Source organism: Methylobacter sp. (assembly GCF_030680395.1).
Taxonomy (GTDB): Bacteria; Pseudomonadota; Gammaproteobacteria; order Methylococcales; family Methylomonadaceae; genus Methylobacter_A.
On sequence record NZ_JAUXVR010000034.1, the window covers coordinates 1 to 18,699 of the forward strand.

At 48.1% G+C, this 18,699-nt stretch carries 13 protein-coding genes; 2 read left to right on the plus strand and 11 right to left on the minus strand.

Annotated features, from left to right (window positions below; genetic code table 11):
- Positions 1-2,950, minus strand: a 2,950-nt coding sequence (locus Q8L79_RS14065) for a PAS domain S-box protein (RefSeq protein WP_305272320.1), incomplete at its 3' end; no start/stop codon positions are given.
- Positions 2,951-3,190: 240 nt separating this feature from the next.
- Complete coding sequence (locus Q8L79_RS14070; RefSeq protein ID WP_305272321.1) at positions 3,191-3,466, minus strand: hypothetical protein; 276 nt, start codon at positions 3,464-3,466, stop codon at positions 3,191-3,193.
- Positions 3,467-3,707: 241 nt separating this feature from the next.
- Between Q8L79_RS14070 and Q8L79_RS14075 the strand changes: the two genes are divergently transcribed.
- Positions 3,708-5,330: an MFS transporter gene (locus Q8L79_RS14075; RefSeq protein ID WP_305272323.1), complete on the plus strand. Its 1,623-nt coding sequence runs from the start codon at positions 3,708-3,710 to the stop codon at positions 5,328-5,330.
- 101 nt (positions 5,331-5,431) lie between these two features.
- On the opposite strand, the gene lplT is transcribed toward Q8L79_RS14075, so the two are convergent.
- Positions 5,432-6,601, minus strand: a complete 1,170-nt coding sequence (lplT, locus tag Q8L79_RS14080; RefSeq protein ID WP_305272325.1) for a lysophospholipid transporter LplT — start codon at positions 6,599-6,601, stop codon at positions 5,432-5,434.
- Positions 6,602-6,690: 89 nt separating this feature from the next.
- Positions 6,691-8,832 (minus strand): AMP-binding protein, encoded by a 2,142-nt coding sequence (locus Q8L79_RS14085; RefSeq protein ID WP_305272327.1) that lies wholly within the window; start codon positions 8,830-8,832, stop codon positions 6,691-6,693.
- Positions 8,833-9,149: 317 nt separating this feature from the next.
- Between Q8L79_RS14085 and Q8L79_RS14090 the strand changes: the two genes are divergently transcribed.
- Positions 9,150-12,593 carry an SbcC/MukB-like Walker B domain-containing protein gene (locus tag Q8L79_RS14090; RefSeq protein WP_305272329.1) on the plus strand — a complete coding sequence of 1,148 codons (3,444 nt, stop codon included), beginning with the start codon at positions 9,150-9,152 and terminating at the stop codon, positions 12,591-12,593.
- Between the two features lie 106 nt (positions 12,594-12,699).
- Here the strand turns inward: Q8L79_RS14090 and Q8L79_RS14095 are convergent, their stop codons facing one another.
- The 7 genes from Q8L79_RS14095 to rluC all read right to left on the minus strand — a co-directional run bounded on the left by Q8L79_RS14095 (position 12,700) and on the right by rluC (position 18,680).
- Positions 12,700-13,347: a hypothetical protein gene (locus tag Q8L79_RS14095; RefSeq protein WP_305272331.1), complete on the minus strand. Its 648-nt coding sequence runs from the start codon at positions 13,345-13,347 to the stop codon at positions 12,700-12,702.
- A gap of 171 nt (positions 13,348-13,518) precedes the next feature.
- Entirely contained in the window at positions 13,519-14,862 is a 1,344-nt protein-coding gene (locus Q8L79_RS14100; RefSeq protein WP_305272333.1) for an ATP-binding protein, read from the minus strand.
- A 101-nt stretch (positions 14,863-14,963) separates the two neighbouring features.
- Positions 14,964-15,641: a response regulator transcription factor gene (locus Q8L79_RS14105; protein ID WP_305272335.1), complete on the minus strand. Its 678-nt coding sequence runs from the start codon at positions 15,639-15,641 to the stop codon at positions 14,964-14,966.
- A gap of 25 nt (positions 15,642-15,666) precedes the next feature.
- Positions 15,667-15,921 carry a PepSY domain-containing protein gene (locus Q8L79_RS14110; protein ID WP_305272337.1) on the minus strand — a complete coding sequence of 85 codons (255 nt, stop codon included), beginning with the start codon at positions 15,919-15,921 and terminating at the stop codon, positions 15,667-15,669.
- A 190-nt stretch (positions 15,922-16,111) separates the two neighbouring features.
- Entirely contained in the window at positions 16,112-17,077 is a 966-nt protein-coding gene (locus Q8L79_RS14115) for a S49 family peptidase (protein ID WP_305272339.1), read from the minus strand.
- Between the two features lie 6 nt (positions 17,078-17,083).
- Positions 17,084-17,737, minus strand: a complete 654-nt coding sequence (locus Q8L79_RS14120) for an HAD family hydrolase (RefSeq protein WP_305272342.1) — start codon at positions 17,735-17,737, stop codon at positions 17,084-17,086.
- The gene (gene rluC, locus Q8L79_RS14125; RefSeq protein ID WP_305272344.1) at positions 17,721-18,680 is read right to left on the minus strand and encodes a 23S rRNA pseudouridine(955/2504/2580) synthase RluC; all 960 of its coding nucleotides are present in this window, start codon (positions 18,678-18,680) and stop codon (positions 17,721-17,723) included. Before rluC ends, Q8L79_RS14120 begins: the two co-directional genes overlap by 17 nt.
- Positions 18,681-18,699: the final 19 nt, after the last annotated feature.

The following is an 18,699-nucleotide window of genomic DNA, read 5'->3' on the forward strand; positions in this document are numbered from 1 at the left end:
GCAGCACCCATTCGCCGATCTCCACAATCAGTCCGGTTTCTTCGGCAATCGGGAGAAAGCGGATCGGCGGAATCAGCCCCTCAACCGGGTCTTGCCAGCGCACCAATGCCTCGGCGCCGACGATCCGGCCGCTGGCAATATCCACCTGCGGCTGGTAAAAAACACGCAGATCCTGTTGCTCAATCGCCCGCCGCAGACGCGATTCCAAGGCAATGCGCTCACGCGCCGCAATCGTCAAATCTTCCGAAAAATAGGCAAAGCAGCCGCGCCCCGCATCTTTAGCCTGATACAGCGCGGCATCGGCGTGATCCATCAGTAGTTCGGGAGTGTCGCCGTGTTGCGGATACAGGCTAATGCCAATGCTAACGCCAATCTGGACATTGTCGCTCTGAGTCAAGCAAAAGGGTTTAGTTAAATCGACGATGATTTCTTTAGCCACCCGTGCCGCATCTTCCGGCTGTGCAATATCTTCCAGCAGCACGATGAACTCATCGCCCCCTAAACGGGCTACCATGTCGACATCGCGTAATCTTGCTGTGATGCGTTCAGCGACTTGTTGCAACAAGTCGTCGCCCGCCAAATGCCCCAGGCTGTCGTTAATCGCTTTAAAGCGATCCAGATCAAGCATCAACAGCCCCAGTTGCTTACCGTCACGTCGCTCCATATTAATGCCGTGTTTCAGTCGCTCCTGCAACAGCCGTCGATTAGGCAGCTGGGTGAGCGGATCAAAAAAAGCCAGTTGCTTGATTTGCTCCTCGGCAGCCTTGCGTTCGGTGATGTCGGTATGGGTGCCGACATAATGACTGACGACGCCGTCACTCCCTTTTACCGCAGTAATGGACAGCCACTTGGGATAAATTTCGCCATTCTTGCGTCGATCCCAAATTTCTCCCTGCCAGGCGCCGACGCTTGAAATACTCTTCCACATCGCCGCATAAAAAGCCGCGCCATGTCGCCCAGATTTAAGTATGCTTATTTTCCGACCTACGGCCTCCTTCTCGGTGTAACCGGTGGATTCGGTAAAGGCTTTATTGATCCGCAGAATGACGTTTGCCATATCAGTGATGACCATTGCTTCCTGAGATTCGAACGCAGCGGCGGCAATGCGTAGATCTAACTCTATGCGTTTGCGCTCGGTGATGTCGCGCGAAAAAGCACAAAACTGCTGAAATTCAGGGAGAAAAGCGACAGAGACTTCAATATCGATAGTATGCCCGTCTTTATGGCGGTGACGGGTTTCAAACAAGTCATAACCCTGCGCAACAATTTTTACAATATGTGCCTTTACTTGCTCCGGTCCTTCTATGGCTTCCAATTGGCTGACATGCATCTTTACTAGCTCATCACTCGAATAACCCACTATTTTTGCGTAAGCCTCATTAACTTGCAGCAAATTCCCCATCAAATCAACTACCCAAAATCCGTCCAATGATATATCAATCATCGCTTTGATTTGATTTAACACCAACTCCGCCTGCTTACGCTCGGTGATGTTCTGCGCACTGCCTACCATGCGTAGCGGTCTTTTCATTTCATCGTATTGTAACCCGCCGCTGCCACGGATGAACCGAGTTGTACCGTCCGATAGCACAATACGAAAATCCAGTTCCGGCATTCCTTTTCCAGCCCGACAATCACTGAGCCACATTTTCATCGTGGCGCGATCATCAGGATGGATCAGATCGAGGTACCTTCTTGTTGAGGGATCAAAGGTCTTTTGTGTAACCCCATAAATTTGATACATTTCGTCCGACCAGCTAACGCAGCTGGTCGCCAGTTCCACAGACCAACTGCCGACATGAGCGATGCGTTGCGATTCGGACAACATCTGCTCTTTGTCCTGTAATAATTCCTGTACTTGTTTACGTTCGGTAATATCGATCGCCGAACCGATGTAGCCGGTAAATGTACCCCTTTCATCATAAAGCGGCATACCTTTATCTAAAACCCAGCGCCAGTCGCCCTTCGCGCTACGTAAGCGATATTCCGTGGTAATAGCTTCGTGAACCTCGGTATTTTGATAATACGCCAGGAAAGCGGTTTCTCTGTCATCGGGATGAATAGTACTGATCCAGCCCCCATGGGTCATAGTCTGTACAGATTGAAGACCGGCGAAATCAAGCCAGGATTGATTGACAAACGTGGGTTCGCCCTCGGCATCAGTAATCCAAATCATAATGGGCGAGCTGTTGGCCATCAGGCGAAAACGCTCCTCACTTGCCCGCAGCGTAGCCTCGGCTATTTTCCGTTCGGTGATGTCCCGTAAGGCGCTGGCGAAAAACAAGCCTTGCTCTGTTTGAATCGGGCTTAAGCTGATTTCCACATCCAATTCACTGCCGTCTTTTCGTAGCGCCTTTACCGCCCGCCCCGCTCCCATCGGACGAGCCGCTGCCACGGCAGCAAATTGTGTCCGCAATCCCGGATGCGCCGCACGAAAACGTTCCGGCACCAGGATTTCAATCGATAGCCCGATCAATTCGTTAATCGGATAACCCAGCAAACGTTCGGCCTGTTGATTGACCATGGTAATAGTACCGTGCTCATCGCTGATTAGCATGGCGTCCGGCGTGGCATCGAAGATAGCGCGCAGATAGGTTTCGCTTGTTTGCAGCGCTTGAGGGCTAGGCAGTTGTAACAGTTTTGGAATTAACGGCCAAATCAGCAAGGCAGTGACTATCGAAACAAGCGCTGTGGCCAATTTTATCAAGCCGTCCAACCAATAATCGGGATGCCAGATTGTCCAGATACTGATTAAGTGGGTGGTACCGCATAAGCAAATAAAAATACCGAACAGCACAAACACCCAGCGATAAGCCAAATCGGTGCGTTTTTTGACAAAATACAATAATGCAAACGGAATGGAGAAATAGGCAAGTGCGATAATGCTATCGCTAATAATATGTAGCCATAAGATTGACGGTAGCCATAAATAACAAGCACCGTGAGGCATAAAGTTGCTAGTGCCCACTAGTAAATCATTAAACCAAGCAAACATTCAGTCCTGTACTCCATTGATACGCTTTCTTGCCAAACCAAAACACAGATTAAACGGTGCTACCCATCAAAATGGATAATACTTTCACAGCCTCTGAGGACAGGGACTCTGGTGATGGAAAATAAACAAAGCTTCCGCTCCTTGGCAATAGCTCCTGCATTACCCTAACCTTTCTGCGTCCATGCCGATAACCCGTTAAAAATCTTCCTCTGTTAATAACGTTGTTACCTTTCTGTCAGGGTCTGTGATAACCCACAGTTTTTCGGTTTCAATGGTATAGACTGACATTATTCTTTCCACCGATTCAGGTAGCAACGCAAGCGTATTTTCGCGCCAATCCACCTCTGACACGTCCCCGTAATCACCTTTTTCATGCCTGTCCAGCAGGTCTCCAATGGGTATCTTAAAGCTGGCTATAATCGAAATGGCCGATGGAGTCATGGTGATTTTTCCAAGTTCAAACAGCTTCATTTTATACATCCTTCATTATTATTGTAGTCTAAAGCTTACTTATAGTCGTTAACCGATTTTTATTTTTGGTGCTTATCCTGCAGATACAAAAATACGGGGAAAACGACTCCCGGTACCGGCAAGCTCAGCTTAAGTATCGCAAGAACAAGGTCTACTTTTTCACGATAGTCAAAGTGTACAAAGTATAGCTGCCAACGGCCAATAACATAACAAGATTTTGAAAAAACCTTACAGAGAGTCGATGCCTTTTTGTCCAGGTTCCTGCAAGCCGCCATTGACGGAAAACGATAGACGTAGCGTTCATCACCGCGATAAAAACAGAGTATTTATACGGAATCCAGAAACTGAGGATGCCTCCTGTAGGTCGAGCTTTAGCCTGTTCGACGCTCCAGTCAATGTCGAGGTAAAGCTCGACTTACCCATCAGCGGCGCTAAACTGATACACTTTAAATTAAAAATAATATTCATCCTCACTATTGAGGTGATGGCAACTATAGCGATTGTGGCGGACCTCCCGGATATGAATAGCGATCAGAATAAATCGTCTACTGACAAAGATAGCCGACTCATTGGTAATGCAAGCCGTAAGGAATTACTGGCATGGGCTTTATATGACTTTGCCAACTCCGGCTATACCACAGTGGTGCAGACCACCATATTCAGCGCCTATTTTGTTGGTGTGGTTGCCGGTACAGCACAAGGCGTTGCACCCGGTTTATCGACTCTGCTTTGGTCTCTGGCTATCGGCATCGCTAATTTTGTAGTCATGATCAGCGGACCGCTCCTGGGTGCAATTGCCGATCATCGGGCTTGCAAGAAACTTTTTCTACTGATTTCCTCAGTGGGTTGCATAGTATCGACAGCCTCGCTGGCAATGGTCGGCCCCGGCGATATAGGGCTGGGAATGGTGCTGGTTACCCTTTCAGCCATCATGTTTGCCGGCGGCGAAAACCTGATTGCCGCATTTCTGCCGGAGATTGTACTTAAGGAAAATATGGGCAAAATGTCCGGTTATGGCTGGAGTCTGGGCTATTTTGGCGGCCTTCTGACACTGGCGATTTGTCTGGCCTACATTACCTGGGCCAAGCAGCACGGATTGCCAGAAACTCATTTTGTTCCTGTTACGTTACTGATCACCGCCGCAATCTTTGCATTAACGGCCACCCCTACCTTTCTTTGGCTACAGGAGCGGGCAATACCCGCTACGCTAGACCGGGGCCGGTCGAATCTCCAGATAAGTTATGCCCGGTTGGCACATACATTTAAAGAAGCGGCCCGTTTTCGCGACCTGCTCTGGTTTTTGATAACATTGGGCGTATACCAGTCAGGTGTCAGCACCGTAGTGGTTCTGGCCGCTGTTTATGCGCAGGAAGTCATGGGCTTTGATACCCAGTCATTGATTATGCTCATTATGGTCGTTAATGTGACTGCCGCTGTCGGTGCTTTTATTTGCGGACACTTACAAGACCGGATAGGGTCGATTCCCACGCTGGCAATTACATTGCTCGTCTGGATTGTTGCGGTGACGGTCGCTTTGTTGGCCGACAAACCCGCACTTATGTGGGTAGCCGGAAATATTATTGGTTTGGCTATGGGCGCAAGCCAGTCTGTCGGGCGCGCTTTAGTCAGTAAATTTTCACCCGCCGAGCGGGCGGGCGAATTTTTAGGTTTATGGGGATTGGTCAATCGCTTATCGGCCATAGTAGGGCCATTGAGTTACGGACTGATCAATTACTGGAGCAATGGAAACCACCGGATGTCATTGCTGTCGACTTTATCGTTTTTTATCGTCGGCTTGATTTTATTGTTAAAAGTCAATGAGAGCAGAGGTAAGGCCGCTGCAATAATAGATAATGCGGGTTAATGACTTGCTGTTCAAACACAACTTACCGATGTTAGCGAACGGAATCTGCATGAGATTCACGTCGCTCCTCATATATCCGGGTGAACGATATTGCTGGTTACTTAACTGAGCTTTTCAGGATGGTTGTCCGGCAGGTGCAGCGATACCAGAAAAGTAGCCATAAAAACCAGCATACCCAAACTCAGCATGGCTATACCGGGATCAGCATGTTGTGAAGCCGCATAGGTATAGCTGCCCACTGCTGCCAGCATAGTGAGATTCTGAAAAAAGCCCTGTAAAGCGACTGCACTGCCGCTGCCGATACTCTGCTGCCCCAGTTCCTGCAATGCGGCGTTGACGGGAACGATAAACATCCCGCCCATTACGCCGATGAAAAACAGCATAAACCGGGCCGGCCAGATGCTATCGGTCAGACTCAGCCCAAAAATAAACAACGCCATTAAATAAGCGGGTAATCTGGCGCGGCGTAAATGTTCAAGCGGAATGAGTCCCGGCACCAGAGCTGATCCGGCGATGATGCCGATAGCGATGAATAAGGTAAGTTCCGCAATTTCGGACGCATTTTTTGACAATAAAATCAGCGGCGCCCAGGCCACAATAATCACTCTTAACGTTGCCGCCGCGGCCCAGAATAAAGAGCCGCCAAGAATGGCAAAGCGTGATCGCGGCGTAGTAAAGAACAGGCTTATTTCCCGCCAAAACATCGGCAAAGCCGAACCGGGAGCGGTTTTTTTGGCAATGCTCGCCGGTAAAAACAGCGTAGTCAATGCGGAGATTATAAAAATGACGATGGTTCCGATTAACGCCCACGTTATCGAATAATCCGCGACCTTGGCGCCTATCATCATGCCCAGTAAAATAGCCAGGATGGTGGAACCTTCAATCCAGCTGTTCGCTTTAACCAGAAATTCATGCCCTGCCAGCTCAGGCAGGATGCCGTATTTAGCCGGACTGTAAATGGCCGCGCCGACACCGACCACGCAATAAGCAATCAACGGTTCCACGTTGCACAGCAATAATCCTGCTCCCGCCGCTTTAATCAAATTACCGATAATCAACACCCGGGATTTGGGATGATTATCGGCAAATCCGCCCACCCACGGCGCGAGTAATACGAAAGCGATCAAAAACGCACTCTGTAAAGCAGGAACGTACCAGCTTGCCAGCTGTGTAGACTGCATCACCATGGCAATCACTGTGAACAAAATGGCATTATCGGCAAATGCGGATAAGAACTGGGCGATCAGCAAGGGATAGATTTGTTTGTTCATAATTATTTAAGGCAAAAGGCGAAAGACGAAGGACAAAAAACATGCATTGCGGTTTAAGAACTTTTTCAATTTTTAGCCTTTAGCCTCTTTTATGCCTTGCCGGCCGCCAGCTCCGTCACCGCTATGTAATTGGTTTTACCGGTCGCCATCACCGGAATCGCATCAACGATCAAAATCTTCTTGGGTAGAAGGACATGAGCCACGCCTTTAGAGGCCGCCGCCAAGCCATTAACAGTCGCCTGCTTTTGGGTAGTAACCAAAATAACCTGCTCGCCTTTTTTTGCATCGGGCAAGCTGATTGCGGCGTGATGCGCATCCGGCCATGCATTAGTGGCCATCTGTTCAACGGCGGTTAATGAGACCATTTCACCGCTGACTTTGGCAAAACGTTTGCTGCGACCGCGTATGCTGATGAAACCCTCAGTATCGACATTTACAATATCACCGGTGTCATACCAGCCTTCGCCGTAGATTGATTTAGGCGGAACCAGTTTGCCCGGGTTGTCGGCCAGCAGATAACCCAGCATGATATTGGGCCCTCTGACATGAAGTCTCCCGGCATCTTCAATCCCTTCGACCGGCTCCAGCTTATAGTCCATAGACGGCATAAACCGCCCCACAGTACCGGATTTAAAGTCTATCGGCGTATTGACAGAGGCAATAGGCGTCGTTTCGGTTGCGCCATAACCTTCCAGTATGCGTATGCCGAATTTATCCGCCCACAGCTGGCGAGTGGTTTCCTGCAACTTTTCAGCACCGGCAACCACATAACGCATATTGAAAAAATCATAGGCGTGGGCTTTTTTGGCATAACCGGCCAAAAAGGTATTGGTGCCGAACATGATGGTGGCGCTGATTTCATAAGCGATTTCAGGAATCACCGCGTAATGCAAAGGAGTCGGATAAAAGAAAGTAGTCATGCCATGCAGTATCGGCAGCATAGTACCGACGGTAAATCCAAAGGAATGAAACATCGGCAGAAAGTTGAGCACCACATCCCGCGCATTAAAATTGATCCGGGCTTCCAATTGTTTAAGGTTGGACAGGACATTGGCGTGAGACAACACCACGCCTTTTGGCGTACCCTCAGAACCGGAGGTAAATAAAACCACCGCCGGACTGTCAGGGCTGTATTGGGTGTGCTTGTACCAGATATTAGCGGTTTTGCATTGTACCAAGGCCTGAAACTTGTCTAATGCCGACAGGCGTCCGGCCAAGTCTTCCAGATAAACAAGTTTAACCTGTTCGGCCAAGTGCTCGGCTTCCCCGGTTAACTTGCCCAGCTCTATAAAGCGACGGGACGTCAAAACCGTTTTGACCTGCGCCGTGTTACAAGCAGAAACCATACCGGTGGAACCTGTTGAATAATTCAACATGGCCGGTACCCGCCCATAAAGTTGCAAGCCCAGAATAACCGACAGGGTTTTGGTCGAATTGGGTAAAAAAACCCCGACATTTTCCCCCTCGACCGTCATTTGTTTTAAGGCATTGCCGATAACGATAGTCCGGGTAATTAAATTGTCATAGGATAACGGAATGCGCTCCAGATCGTTGGCAACCGTATGTTTGCCGCCGTGTATTTTGCGCGCTTCAAGCAGACTGGCGAAAATGGTTTGCCGGTAATGACTGGTCGCGAACATCATTTCAGTCATAATATCGGTCAAGATATGTCCGCTGTATTTACGCCGGTTTTTGCCTCTTAGCTCAGCAGGGGGCGAAACGAAAGTATGGGGCAATATCTGAATAGTAATTTTGGGAAATAAACGCAAACGGACGATATTGCGCAATCTGGAAAAATGCGTGTATTCGGCACCCTCAATCCGTACAGGCAATATGGCCGCTTCGGACCTATCGGCGACCATACCGGTGCCGTCGTAGATTTTCATCAATGAGCCGGTTACGGTAATGCGGCCTTCAGGGAAAATAACGGTGCGGGTGTCAGTCTGCAAATGATGAATCAAATCCTTCAGCGATAAAGGATGGGTCGGATCCATTGGAAATACGCGGGACAATCTCAGAAAAGGCTTCAACCACCAACGCTCGGAAATCTGGGTATTGATTGCAAAAGTGATGTCATCGGGTAAAAATACACCCAGTAGTAACGGATCCAGAAAGGACGTGTGATTGGATATAATCAGTACACGTTTCCCGGCCTTTTTATAGTTGTCCAGCCCTTTGACTTCAACCTTATAAATTAAGGTCAACAGCCAGCGTAAAGTTTTTTTCAGCATTAAATTTCCTCCTTGCATCATTTTAGCAGATGTTTTATTTAATTCAGGATAATCATAATTGCACACACTGAAGCCCCAAGCCGTGTTTTTTGACTCGTGTGCTTGCCCCCGGCTAACAATAAATATTTCAATTTCCGGACTTCAACAAACTTGGCTTTCATCCATTTCTTCAAAAATTTCAGGTTATACCTCTTCGTTTCAGTCATTGTATTTCCCGGTTATTACAGCATGTCGCATAGGTTGGGAAAAAATCGCCAGACAGCGTTATAATGTTTTATTTGAAAACCCCAGCTGTTGCAAAACAAAGTCGTCAGCCAATGAAAATACTTAATATTCAGTTTAAAAATATCAACTCATTGGAAGGCGAGAACCGGATTGATTTTGAACAATCGCCTTTTTCAGATACCGGGGTTTTTGCCATTACCGGCCCTAACGGCTCGGGAAAATCCAGTATTTTAGATGCCATTACGCTGGGCTTGTATGGGGAGACTTTTCGTTTTGATCGGCCAGCCGGACATGTGATGACCAAACACACGGCTGAGTCCTTTTCGGAAATTGAATTTGTTCTGGATAAAGTAAAATACCGGTCCAGCTGGCATGCGCAACGGCGTGATGCGGATCCGGAGGGTGAATTAACCCCGCCTGAAATGAAATTGACCCGCTTGAGTGACGACGAAGTGCTGGCGACCACGTCCCAGCAGGTCTGCGCGCGAATTACTGAAATCACCGGGATGAATTTCCGTAATTTCACCCGTTCGATATTGTTGGCGCAGGGCGATTTTGCGGCATTCCTAAACGCGCTGGACAATGAGCGCATGGATATTCTGGAAAAGATCATCAGTGCCGATATTTATGCGGACTACAGAAATGAAATCAATGAAAAAGCCGCTGACGCGCAACAACGCCTGGATTATTTAAAACAGGATTTGTCGATTATACCGTTCATGGACCCCGAAAAGCTGGAAGCCTGCGAACATGATTTGATCGATTTTATTGACCAGACGGCCGAGTTGCAAGAGGAGCAAAGCAACCTGAAGCAGCAGCAAGCCTCGCTGCATAATGTGTTGACCCTGCAAAACCGGATTGCCGACCAGGAAAAAAATCTGCAACAGACCAAAGCGCTGTCAGAAAGCGAGCAGCAAAAACTGAATCAGCTGACGATGGCCCGGGACGCCTTGCTGTTTAAGGATGATGTGCAGGTGATTAAGGAAAAGAATCACGAAATTCATCAGAGCAAAGCAATACTGGCGGATTTTCGGGGCGAACTTAAACAGATACAAGACCATGTCGGCGCCGATAAAACGGCTCCTGATAGATTGTCCCATAAATCGGTTACCGAACAAGGGCAAATCTTATCCGAAATTAAGGCACAGATAGGTCAGCTGAGTGCTCAGCGACAATCGGAATCAGACTTATGGCAATCTTTAGTCATACAGATTGATGATAAAACATCCAATCTTGCCAATGTGTCGAAATGGCTGGAAGAGCATGTCGCGGATGAATCTTTGCTGGCAAGTTTTCCCGAAACAGGTCGATTAAAAAACCTCCGGACTGAACTGATCGAACTGAAAGAAAAACAAAAAACATTCACCAAGTGGTCCAAAAATACGACGGCATCGCTGAAAAACAACAATTCTGCCATTGCGCAGGAAAATAAAAGAATTGCCGAATTAAAACACAAGTTACCGCTGGCAAAAAAGGCCCTGGAAGAACTGGCGCAGGGCAAAAATCTGGCTGAACTTGAGGACTTTAGGCAAGAGCAACAAGAGCGGGTTAAGGATTTCAGGGAACTCTATACTCTGGCTGTAACTTACCAAAAACTGACCAAAAGCGGTTTTAGTTTTTTCGGTTTCTTTGACCGTAAAGAGCAGCCGAATCATGATATTGAGGAACTGGAGTCTGAACTCGCCTCTTTAAAACAGGAAATAAGCCGGGAAGAGAATATTAAGCTCACGCTGGAAATGGCTGTTTTCCGTGAATCATTGCTAAGAAAAATGGCCCCGGACCGGCAGCATCTTGTCGATGGCGAGCCTTGCTTTTTATGTGGTGCGGCGAAGCATCCCTATGTCGAGCATCCACCGAAAGCTGCCAATTCTCAACAGGCCTTAACGGATCAAAAGGCGAGAATAAAAGCCTTAATGACAGCTGTCGGCAAGCTGGAACAACAGCTTAAAACCACTCGAAAACAGGCAGAAAAAAATCAGGCCAATCAGACAGAACAGATCAAGATCAACTCCCAATGGCAAACCTTGTCTAACCGGCTCAACACGGCGAGCGAAGACCTGAAAATCAATAAACCAGGCCTGATGCAACACCGGTTAAAGACCGAAATAAGCGCATTAAAAACCATTACCGCCGTAATTGCCGACTATCGAAACAAACAGACCGGTATCGACCAACTGGAAGCCTTGATTGCCAAGGGCGAAGCTGCTGTTGAACGCTTACAGTTAACCTCCCGGCAACTGGAAGCCGAATGGCAGGAGCGTCCAAAGGAAGGGATCGATTACGATGCCGCATTGGCTACCTGTCAGCAAGAAGAACAACAACTCACCGACAAGGTAGTTGCACAACTAGCCTTGCTCGGCGAAAAAATGCCCGCTAAAGGCAAAGAAGATGCATTGTTTGACCGGCTGAATGCGCGTCGCCAGGATTATCAAAGCTATGCTTTTCGTCAAAAAAGCTTAACCGAGGAACTGGAAGTATTGAAGGCAAAAGCGGACCATTGCCAAGTTGAAATAACCGCATGTAATGAAAAACTTGAGCGTTACAACCAGCAATTACAAAGCGAAGAAATCGTCGGCCTGCATTTGGCATTGATTGAAAAGCAAAAACTGATCGCCGACAAGGAACAGCTTATTACCCGGCAGGAAGCCGAGCTCGACGTGTTGAAACGGGCCTTGCAAGACAACATAAAGGGAACCCAATTTACCAGCCTGCATGAGCTGACTGAAGTACTGGAGCTACTGCAACATCAGCCGGAACTGGAGCGGCATCTGGCAGAACTGGAACAGGAGATTGACGCTAAAACCATAGAGCTGGAAAAAAGCCGATTTGAGCTGGAGGCTGAAAATACGCTGGTTGCAACGCAACTGAGTTCTGAGCAACTGAATGCCCAACTGAAAAGTGTGACCGAGAAACTGGCGATAGCCGATCTGGAAGCGCAACGTCTGAAACGGTTGTTGAACGAGCAAAAACAGCTTAAACAGAAGGCCGATGCAGTCTTGGTTCAATTACAGGATCAACAAGAAGTTGCCCGTCTATGCAAGGCCGAAGCCGCTCAGATAGCAGAGGAAAGCGGCATGGCTTTCCGTCGTCGGGTCCAACAGCGGATAGCCGATCAGCTATTGTCCCAAACCAATGCCGTGTTGGAAAAAGTCAGCGGCCGTTACTATCTGCGGAAAATACCCACTGAGCAGGGCTTGGCCTTGGAAATTGAAGATACTTATCAAAATAATGCGCGCCGACTGCCCAAGACCTTGTCCGGCGGCGAGAGCTTTGTGGTGAGCCTGGCGCTGGCGCTGGGACTGTCGGAATTGGCCAATAGCGGCAAGTCCGTGGATTCGTTATTTCTCGATGAAGGCTTTGGCAACCTGGACGCGGAAACGCTTTACACGGTCATCAGCACTCTGGAAGGCCTGCATACCCACGGAAAAACCGTCGGCGTTATTTCTCATGTTGAAGGTGTGCAAAAACGCTTTAAAGCCCAGCTGCAAGTGGTCAAAAAACCTAACGGCATGGGGATGTTGAAGCAGGTGTCATAGCCTCTCCTCTGCAGGACGGAGTAATTTAGCCCCGCCCTGTCCTTGAATGAGGCACACATGCAACACTTTTTAACGGCGCTTGTCGCCTGAGTCTGCCATAAGGCGATTAATCGCCGAATTTGATCGAAGTCACAATTTGCTGCAAAGCCGGACGGCATTCTTCAAAGTGCTCGGTTTCCGCAGCGGCCATCATGTTGATGTAATAGTTCTGCCGATCGTAAGCTTGATAAATAATGCGTTGGTGGCCTCCGGCCTGACCTTTTTCGGTTAGCTCCCAACCCCGTGTAAAACGCACTTTTTTGCCTTTTTCCATGCCTGATTCATCGCGGCGCTTGGCGGAAAGGTTTTTATCGATCTTGATGTCTTTCTTGGCGCTGTCTAAAGAAGCTTTAACCGAGGCTTCCGCAGGAAAATCCGTTTGCATTCGCGTCATATTAAACTGAAAACTACATGTTTTGGTCAGCGGCTCCTGCATGAACAAAACCGTATCGGAATTAACATCCCCGCTTTGCTTCGACCAACCAGCCGGTATAACAAAAGAGAAATTGCGGTCTTTATTTTTGTAAGTTACCGCTTCAGTGGACCCCGTCGAACCGCCCGCCGCAGCCTGCGGCGGCACTGCGGATGAAGCAGGGTTAAGCGCTTGATTAAGAAGACCCTGCCCTACATTAGCGGAGTTACACCCCACCAAAAGGAAAGAGCATGCTAAGGTTGTTACTCCGGCCGAAAATAATACTTTCTTATTATTATTCATTATTAATTTCCTTAAAATTATCGTTTTTTGAAGATTTTACAGCAAACGGAATTTAAACCTTTTTTGAGCCACTGACTAGTTTTTATCTTGCCAATACGGTTGCATTCGCAGCCGAAAAGGCGGACCGCCACCCAAAGCAAAAGTCGGGGCAAAGCTTAGTCTCGCCAGCCATCACGACAAATAAACACTCCATTTCATCCCGCCCAGCACTTCACTCTTTTTGCCTTCCAACAGCCCGCCTAACAAGGCGACTAATTCGTAAACAACGGCCATGCCGATACCATGTCCATGAATATTTTCGTCGGCGCGGACGCCTCTTTTTAAAATTTCAGCCAGTTTTCCGGCAGGAATTCCAGGTCCGTCGTCTTCAATCTCCAACAAGACCGAAAAATTCCGCCTGCCCTTGCGTTCATTCAGAGAAACGTTGACTTTCACGGTGTTACGACACCACTTGCAGGCGTTATCCATCAGGTTCCCGGCTATTTCGTACAGGTCGCCTTCGTCATAATAAATCAGGCTTTGTTCCGGCACAGTTATATCGAAAACTATGTTTTTATCGATATAAACTTTGCCCAGCGATGCGCTTATTTTATTTATAATCATCGATAAATCGACTGTGCCGGTGGTTTTATGCTCCCCTTTTGCCGCTGCCCGCTGTAATTGATACTCAACGATTTCATCCATACGGAGAATCTGTTCTTTTACCGTCTCCTTATTAACGCTGAAAGACTCGGCGCAGCCGCGTAATATCGACAACGGCGTTTTCAGACTGTGCGCCAGATCCGCCAGAGCATTGCGATAACGCTCCAGATGCGCCCGCTCACTGTTGATGAAGGCGTTAAGATTACCGGCCAAACTTTCCAGTTCCGTTGCATAGTCGCCGTCTAAATGGGTTTTACGTCCTTTTTCTATCGCCTCAAGATCTTTTACGATCATCCGCAAAGGCTTTATGCTCCAGCGCAATAAGGCCAGCTGAATAAATATCAACACCAGGCCTAGAGCCAGTAGCCAGACTCTTAAGGTTTCTCTAAACCGCTCCACCTGATTGCCGACAAACTGGGCATCTTCAGTCACGGTAAAGATATATTCGCGCTCTATGCCGACTACATTTTTCCAGATGACCGCATAATGCAGCGCGTAACGTCCGTGCTCAGACAACAAAAAGGCAGAATTGCCTGCGCTTAATTCCGGTGGGAGCGCTACATTGAGTCCGATGGCCGATGGCGAACGCCATACCAGGTTTTTTTTCGCCAAGTGTATAAAACCGTAAAGACCTGAACCCGGGGTGGCAAACTGCGGCTCGGGCAAATTGGCCGGCATGCTTAACTCACCGGAGTTTTTAAGCTCTGCAGCCGATAACAGCGAATACACATAAACCTGCAACTTTTCTTTCAATGCCTCTTCGGCGCTCTCACGAAAGCCCTGTTCAAGCACCACCGAAGCCAGCGCAAAAAATGCAGCGAGCACCAGTCCGGCAGAAACCAGCAATCGAAAGCTTAATGATTTAACCTGCATTAAAAGCCTTTAGGGATAATCGGGGGGCCATGAGTGCCTTAACAAATACTCATCAAAAGAACTTACTTTTCATCAGGAAGAAACATTACTTGAGAATCGAATCACTCATGTTTGGCAGAAATCAAATAGCCTCGACCACGCAAGGTTTCAATGGGTTTTCGCGTGCCGTCGGGATCAAGTTTTTTTCTCAATCGACCGATAAAAACTTCAAGAACATTGCTGTCCCGGTCAAAGTCTTCATCATAGATATGCGCGGTCAAAACGGATTTTGAAATCACTTCGCCCTTACGAAACATCAGGTATTCCAGCACCTTGTATTCGTAAGCGGTTAGTTCCTGTTTGACGCCGGACACTGTGACTTCCTGAGCCACGGTATCCAGTTCAATATTGTCATGGGTTAATACCGGATGGGCCGCTCCGGCTGATCGCCTTATCAAGGCATTAATCCTGGCCTGCAACTCTTCATAATGAAAAGGCTTAACCAGATAATCATCCGCGCCCGCTTCCAGCCCTTCTACTTTTTCCTGCCAGCGGCTACGGGCGGTTAAAATCAGAATGGGGACAGTCACTTTGTCTTTACGCAAGCGCCTGATCAGTTCGATGCCTGAAAAATCGGGCAAACCGATATCGATCACGGCCGCATCAATCGGATATTCCTTGCCCATGTAATAGCCGTCTCGGCCGGTATTTGCGGTATCAACGGCAAAACCTTTATCGGCAAAGAACTGCTGAATTTGTTCGCAAAGTTTTACTTCATCTTCAACAACTAGAATGCGCATGTTTTTCGTCTGTTTATGCGTGAGGTTAACTGATTAACTGACCGGTTTCCGCATCAATTTTATAATACCGGATACGTCCATCGGGGGTCAGCACTTTAATGATGTGTACGGCTTTGCCATCAATTATTTCTGTTTGCGCGCCCAGCACCTTATTGTAGGTGCCTTCGATTATTTGCTTGGTAGCATCATCCAAACTGATGGTTGCCAGCTGGTTATTATCTGCAAAACAGCTATTGGAAAATAACCAGGCAACTATAACCACTTTAATCAAATTTCGCATGGACAATCCAAAGCCAGGGTAATTAACTAAAAATCTTTTAACTTTTCCACTTACCGCGAAGTTTATGCTTTTCCCGGCAATTGCTCCTGTAGTCGTTCGAGCTGTTCGTGGTAATTAATAGAAATTCATCTTTTTTAATGTGTCGAGCGACAAAGATTTTAACCCATCACCCTGAATCGACACTGAACCTTTAGCGCAACGACACGCCCTGAACCAGGCTGCCGATGACTTGCCCGAAGGATGCACCCAACTTGCCTGCAATTTTATCGATCAAATGTTCCTGCCGACTGAAATCAACCTGTGTTTCCGCGCCGATGAGCTCCTTGGCGACGTAATCCTGATTGCCGACGCCGTCAACGATACCCAGTTTCACGCCTTCTTCACCGGTCCAGACCAGTCCTGAGAACATGTCGGGATTTTCTTTAAGCCGGTCGCCGCGACCGGCTTTCACCGCGCCGATAAATTGCTGATGCACTTGATTTAGCAGGCCCTGTATATACTGCGTTTCGTCTTCTTTGGATGGCGAAAAAGGATCGAGCATGGCTTTATGTGCGCCTGCGGTGAACAACCGGCGTTCCACGCCCAGCTTTTGCATGCCATCGACAAACCCGAAGCCATCCATAAGCACGCCTATAGAACCAACCAGACTGGAGGGATTAACAAAAATCTTGTCACTGGCCGATACGATAAAATAACAGCCGGATGCACAAATATCGCTGACCACTGCATAAATCGGCAAATCAGGGTGCTCTTTTTTAGTTTTCCTGATTTCCTCATACACATAAGACGACTGCACGGGGCTGCCGCCGGGCGAGTTGGCATGCAGAATAATGCCTTTGGTGTGCTTGTCTTTGACCGCATTTCTCAAGCTTTCGATAATGCTGTCTGCATTGGCGTCTTTGCCTTCGGCAATCATGCCGACCACATCGATAACGGCAGTATGATCTTTACTGTCACCGCCAATGTCCTGACTAAATTTTGGATACATAGCCACGCCGAACACCGCGATCAAATACACAAACATCAAGCTCTTAAAAAAAACGCTCCAACGCCTTGCTCTTGTTTGCTCGGTGACTGCCGCCAGCGCCAGTTTTTCAATAACTTCTCGTTCCCAGCCGGATTCCCGTGTAATTTCTGGTTTGTTCTGATTGTCCATGCCTTGTTAACCTCTAATAATATTCAGTAATTCCGCAGGCTGTTGTAAGCACATTAACGGACTGTATCGTTGCAATATGTCTTCCGGATGCGCTCCGCATGACACCGCTATGGATGATATTTGGGCATTGATCGCCATTTGCAAGTCATGGGTGGAATCACCCACCATTAAACTCCGGTCATTCGCCGACTGAGTATGCTGCATAATCTGATGCAGCATCAGCGGGTCGGGTTTGGAGGCGGTTTCATCGGAGCAGCGGGTGATGCAAAACAAATCTTCCGTACCTGTGGCCTGCAATGCTTCCTGTAAGCCCGCTCTGGTTTTACCGGTAGCAACGGCCAGTTGATAACCGGCCTGCTTCAGTTCCACCAACATTTCGTAAACGCCGAGAAATAAATCACTCCTGCCCAGTTGCCGGGACAAATAAGTTTGCTGGTAACCAGCAGTCAATCGCGCCAGCGTTTCCTGATCGACGCCGGGAAATAGCGTACTACAGGCGTTGCTAATGCTCAGCCCAATCACATCTCTTGCCGCCTGAGGCTCGGGAACGTCGCAATCACATTGCACCGCCGCCGTTTGCAGGCAATGTACGATCCAATCTATCGAATCGATCAGGGTGCCGTCCCAGTCAAATATGATTAAATCAAACCTGTTCTTCATGTTTTAACAAATCTTCCAATTGCTGTGGCAAAGGCGCCAAAATGGTGAGCGGCGCCCCGGTAACAGGGTGCTGAAATTTTAGCTTTTCCGCATGCAGGAACATGCGCTTATAGCCTCGGCCTTTAAATCCGCGATTAATTTCATCTCGCCCATAACGTTCGTCACCGACGATCGGATGCCCAAGACTCGCGGCGTGAACGCGTATTTGATGGGTGCGTCCGGTTTTTGGCGAGGCCTCAACCAGCGTTGAATCGCTAAATATTTTCAGGCGCCGAAACAGCGTCTCCGCCTCTTTACCGGATTGACTGATCACAACCATACGTTCGCCGCCTTTGCTGACATTTTTCAGCAAGGGCGCGGTCACAATCAGTTTCTTCCTTGCCCACTGCCCTGCCAGCAAGGCCAGATAGGTTTTGTGGATGTGATTGTCGCGAAACAGTTCGTGCAAAAGTTTCAGGGCACTGCGCTTTTTGGCAATGATCAGACAGCCGGAGGTATCTTTATCAAGCCGATGCACCAGCTCTAAAAAATGCGCTTCCGGTCTTATCAGACGCAGTCCTTCGATAATGCCGGAACTGACGCCGCTACCGCCATGCACAGCAAAACCGGCCGGTTTGTTGACGATCAGAAAACCTTCATCTTCAAACAAAATGCCATGTTGCAATGCCGCTTGCAAACCCTGAGGTACATACGATTCTTCGCTACGTTCGGCCACTCTGACCGGAGGAATTCTGACTATATCGCCTGTAACCAGACGGTACTTAACATCGACGCGACCCTTATTAACCCTCACTTCACCTTTACGAACGATCCGGTAAATTCGGCTTTTAGGGACGCCCTTCAAGCGGGCAATTAAAAAATTATCCAATCGTTGATCGCAATTCTCTTCGGTAATTTCGACCAGTTGAACTTTGGGTGTTACGCTTTTTTCTTCACTATTCATAGTGTAAATAATACCAGCA

Coding starts and splice junctions, on each gene's coding strand:
- Q8L79_RS14070 (WP_305272321.1), bottom strand. CDS start 3,466: ATGAAGCTGTTTGAACTTGGAAAAATCACCATGACTCCATCGGCCATT.
- Q8L79_RS14075 (WP_305272323.1), top strand. CDS start 3,708: ATGCCTTTTTGTCCAGGTTCCTGCAAGCCGCCATTGACGGAAAACGAT.
- lplT (WP_305272325.1), bottom strand. CDS start 6,601: ATGAACAAACAAATCTATCCCTTGCTGATCGCCCAGTTCTTATCCGCA.
- Q8L79_RS14085 (WP_305272327.1), bottom strand. CDS start 8,832: ATGCTGAAAAAAACTTTACGCTGGCTGTTGACCTTAATTTATAAGGTT.
- Q8L79_RS14090 (WP_305272329.1), top strand. CDS start 9,150: ATGAAAATACTTAATATTCAGTTTAAAAATATCAACTCATTGGAAGGC.
- Q8L79_RS14095 (WP_305272331.1), bottom strand. CDS start 13,347: ATGAATAATAATAAGAAAGTATTATTTTCGGCCGGAGTAACAACCTTA.
- Q8L79_RS14100 (WP_305272333.1), bottom strand. CDS start 14,862: ATGCAGGTTAAATCATTAAGCTTTCGATTGCTGGTTTCTGCCGGACTG.
- Q8L79_RS14105 (WP_305272335.1), bottom strand. CDS start 15,641: ATGCGCATTCTAGTTGTTGAAGATGAAGTAAAACTTTGCGAACAAATT.
- Q8L79_RS14110 (WP_305272337.1), bottom strand. CDS start 15,921: ATGCGAAATTTGATTAAAGTGGTTATAGTTGCCTGGTTATTTTCCAAT.
- Q8L79_RS14115 (WP_305272339.1), bottom strand. CDS start 17,077: ATGGACAATCAGAACAAACCAGAAATTACACGGGAATCCGGCTGGGAA.
- Q8L79_RS14120 (WP_305272342.1), bottom strand. CDS start 17,737: ATGAAGAACAGGTTTGATTTAATCATATTTGACTGGGACGGCACCCTG.
- rluC (WP_305272344.1), bottom strand. CDS start 18,680: ATGAATAGTGAAGAAAAAAGCGTAACACCCAAAGTTCAACTGGTCGAA.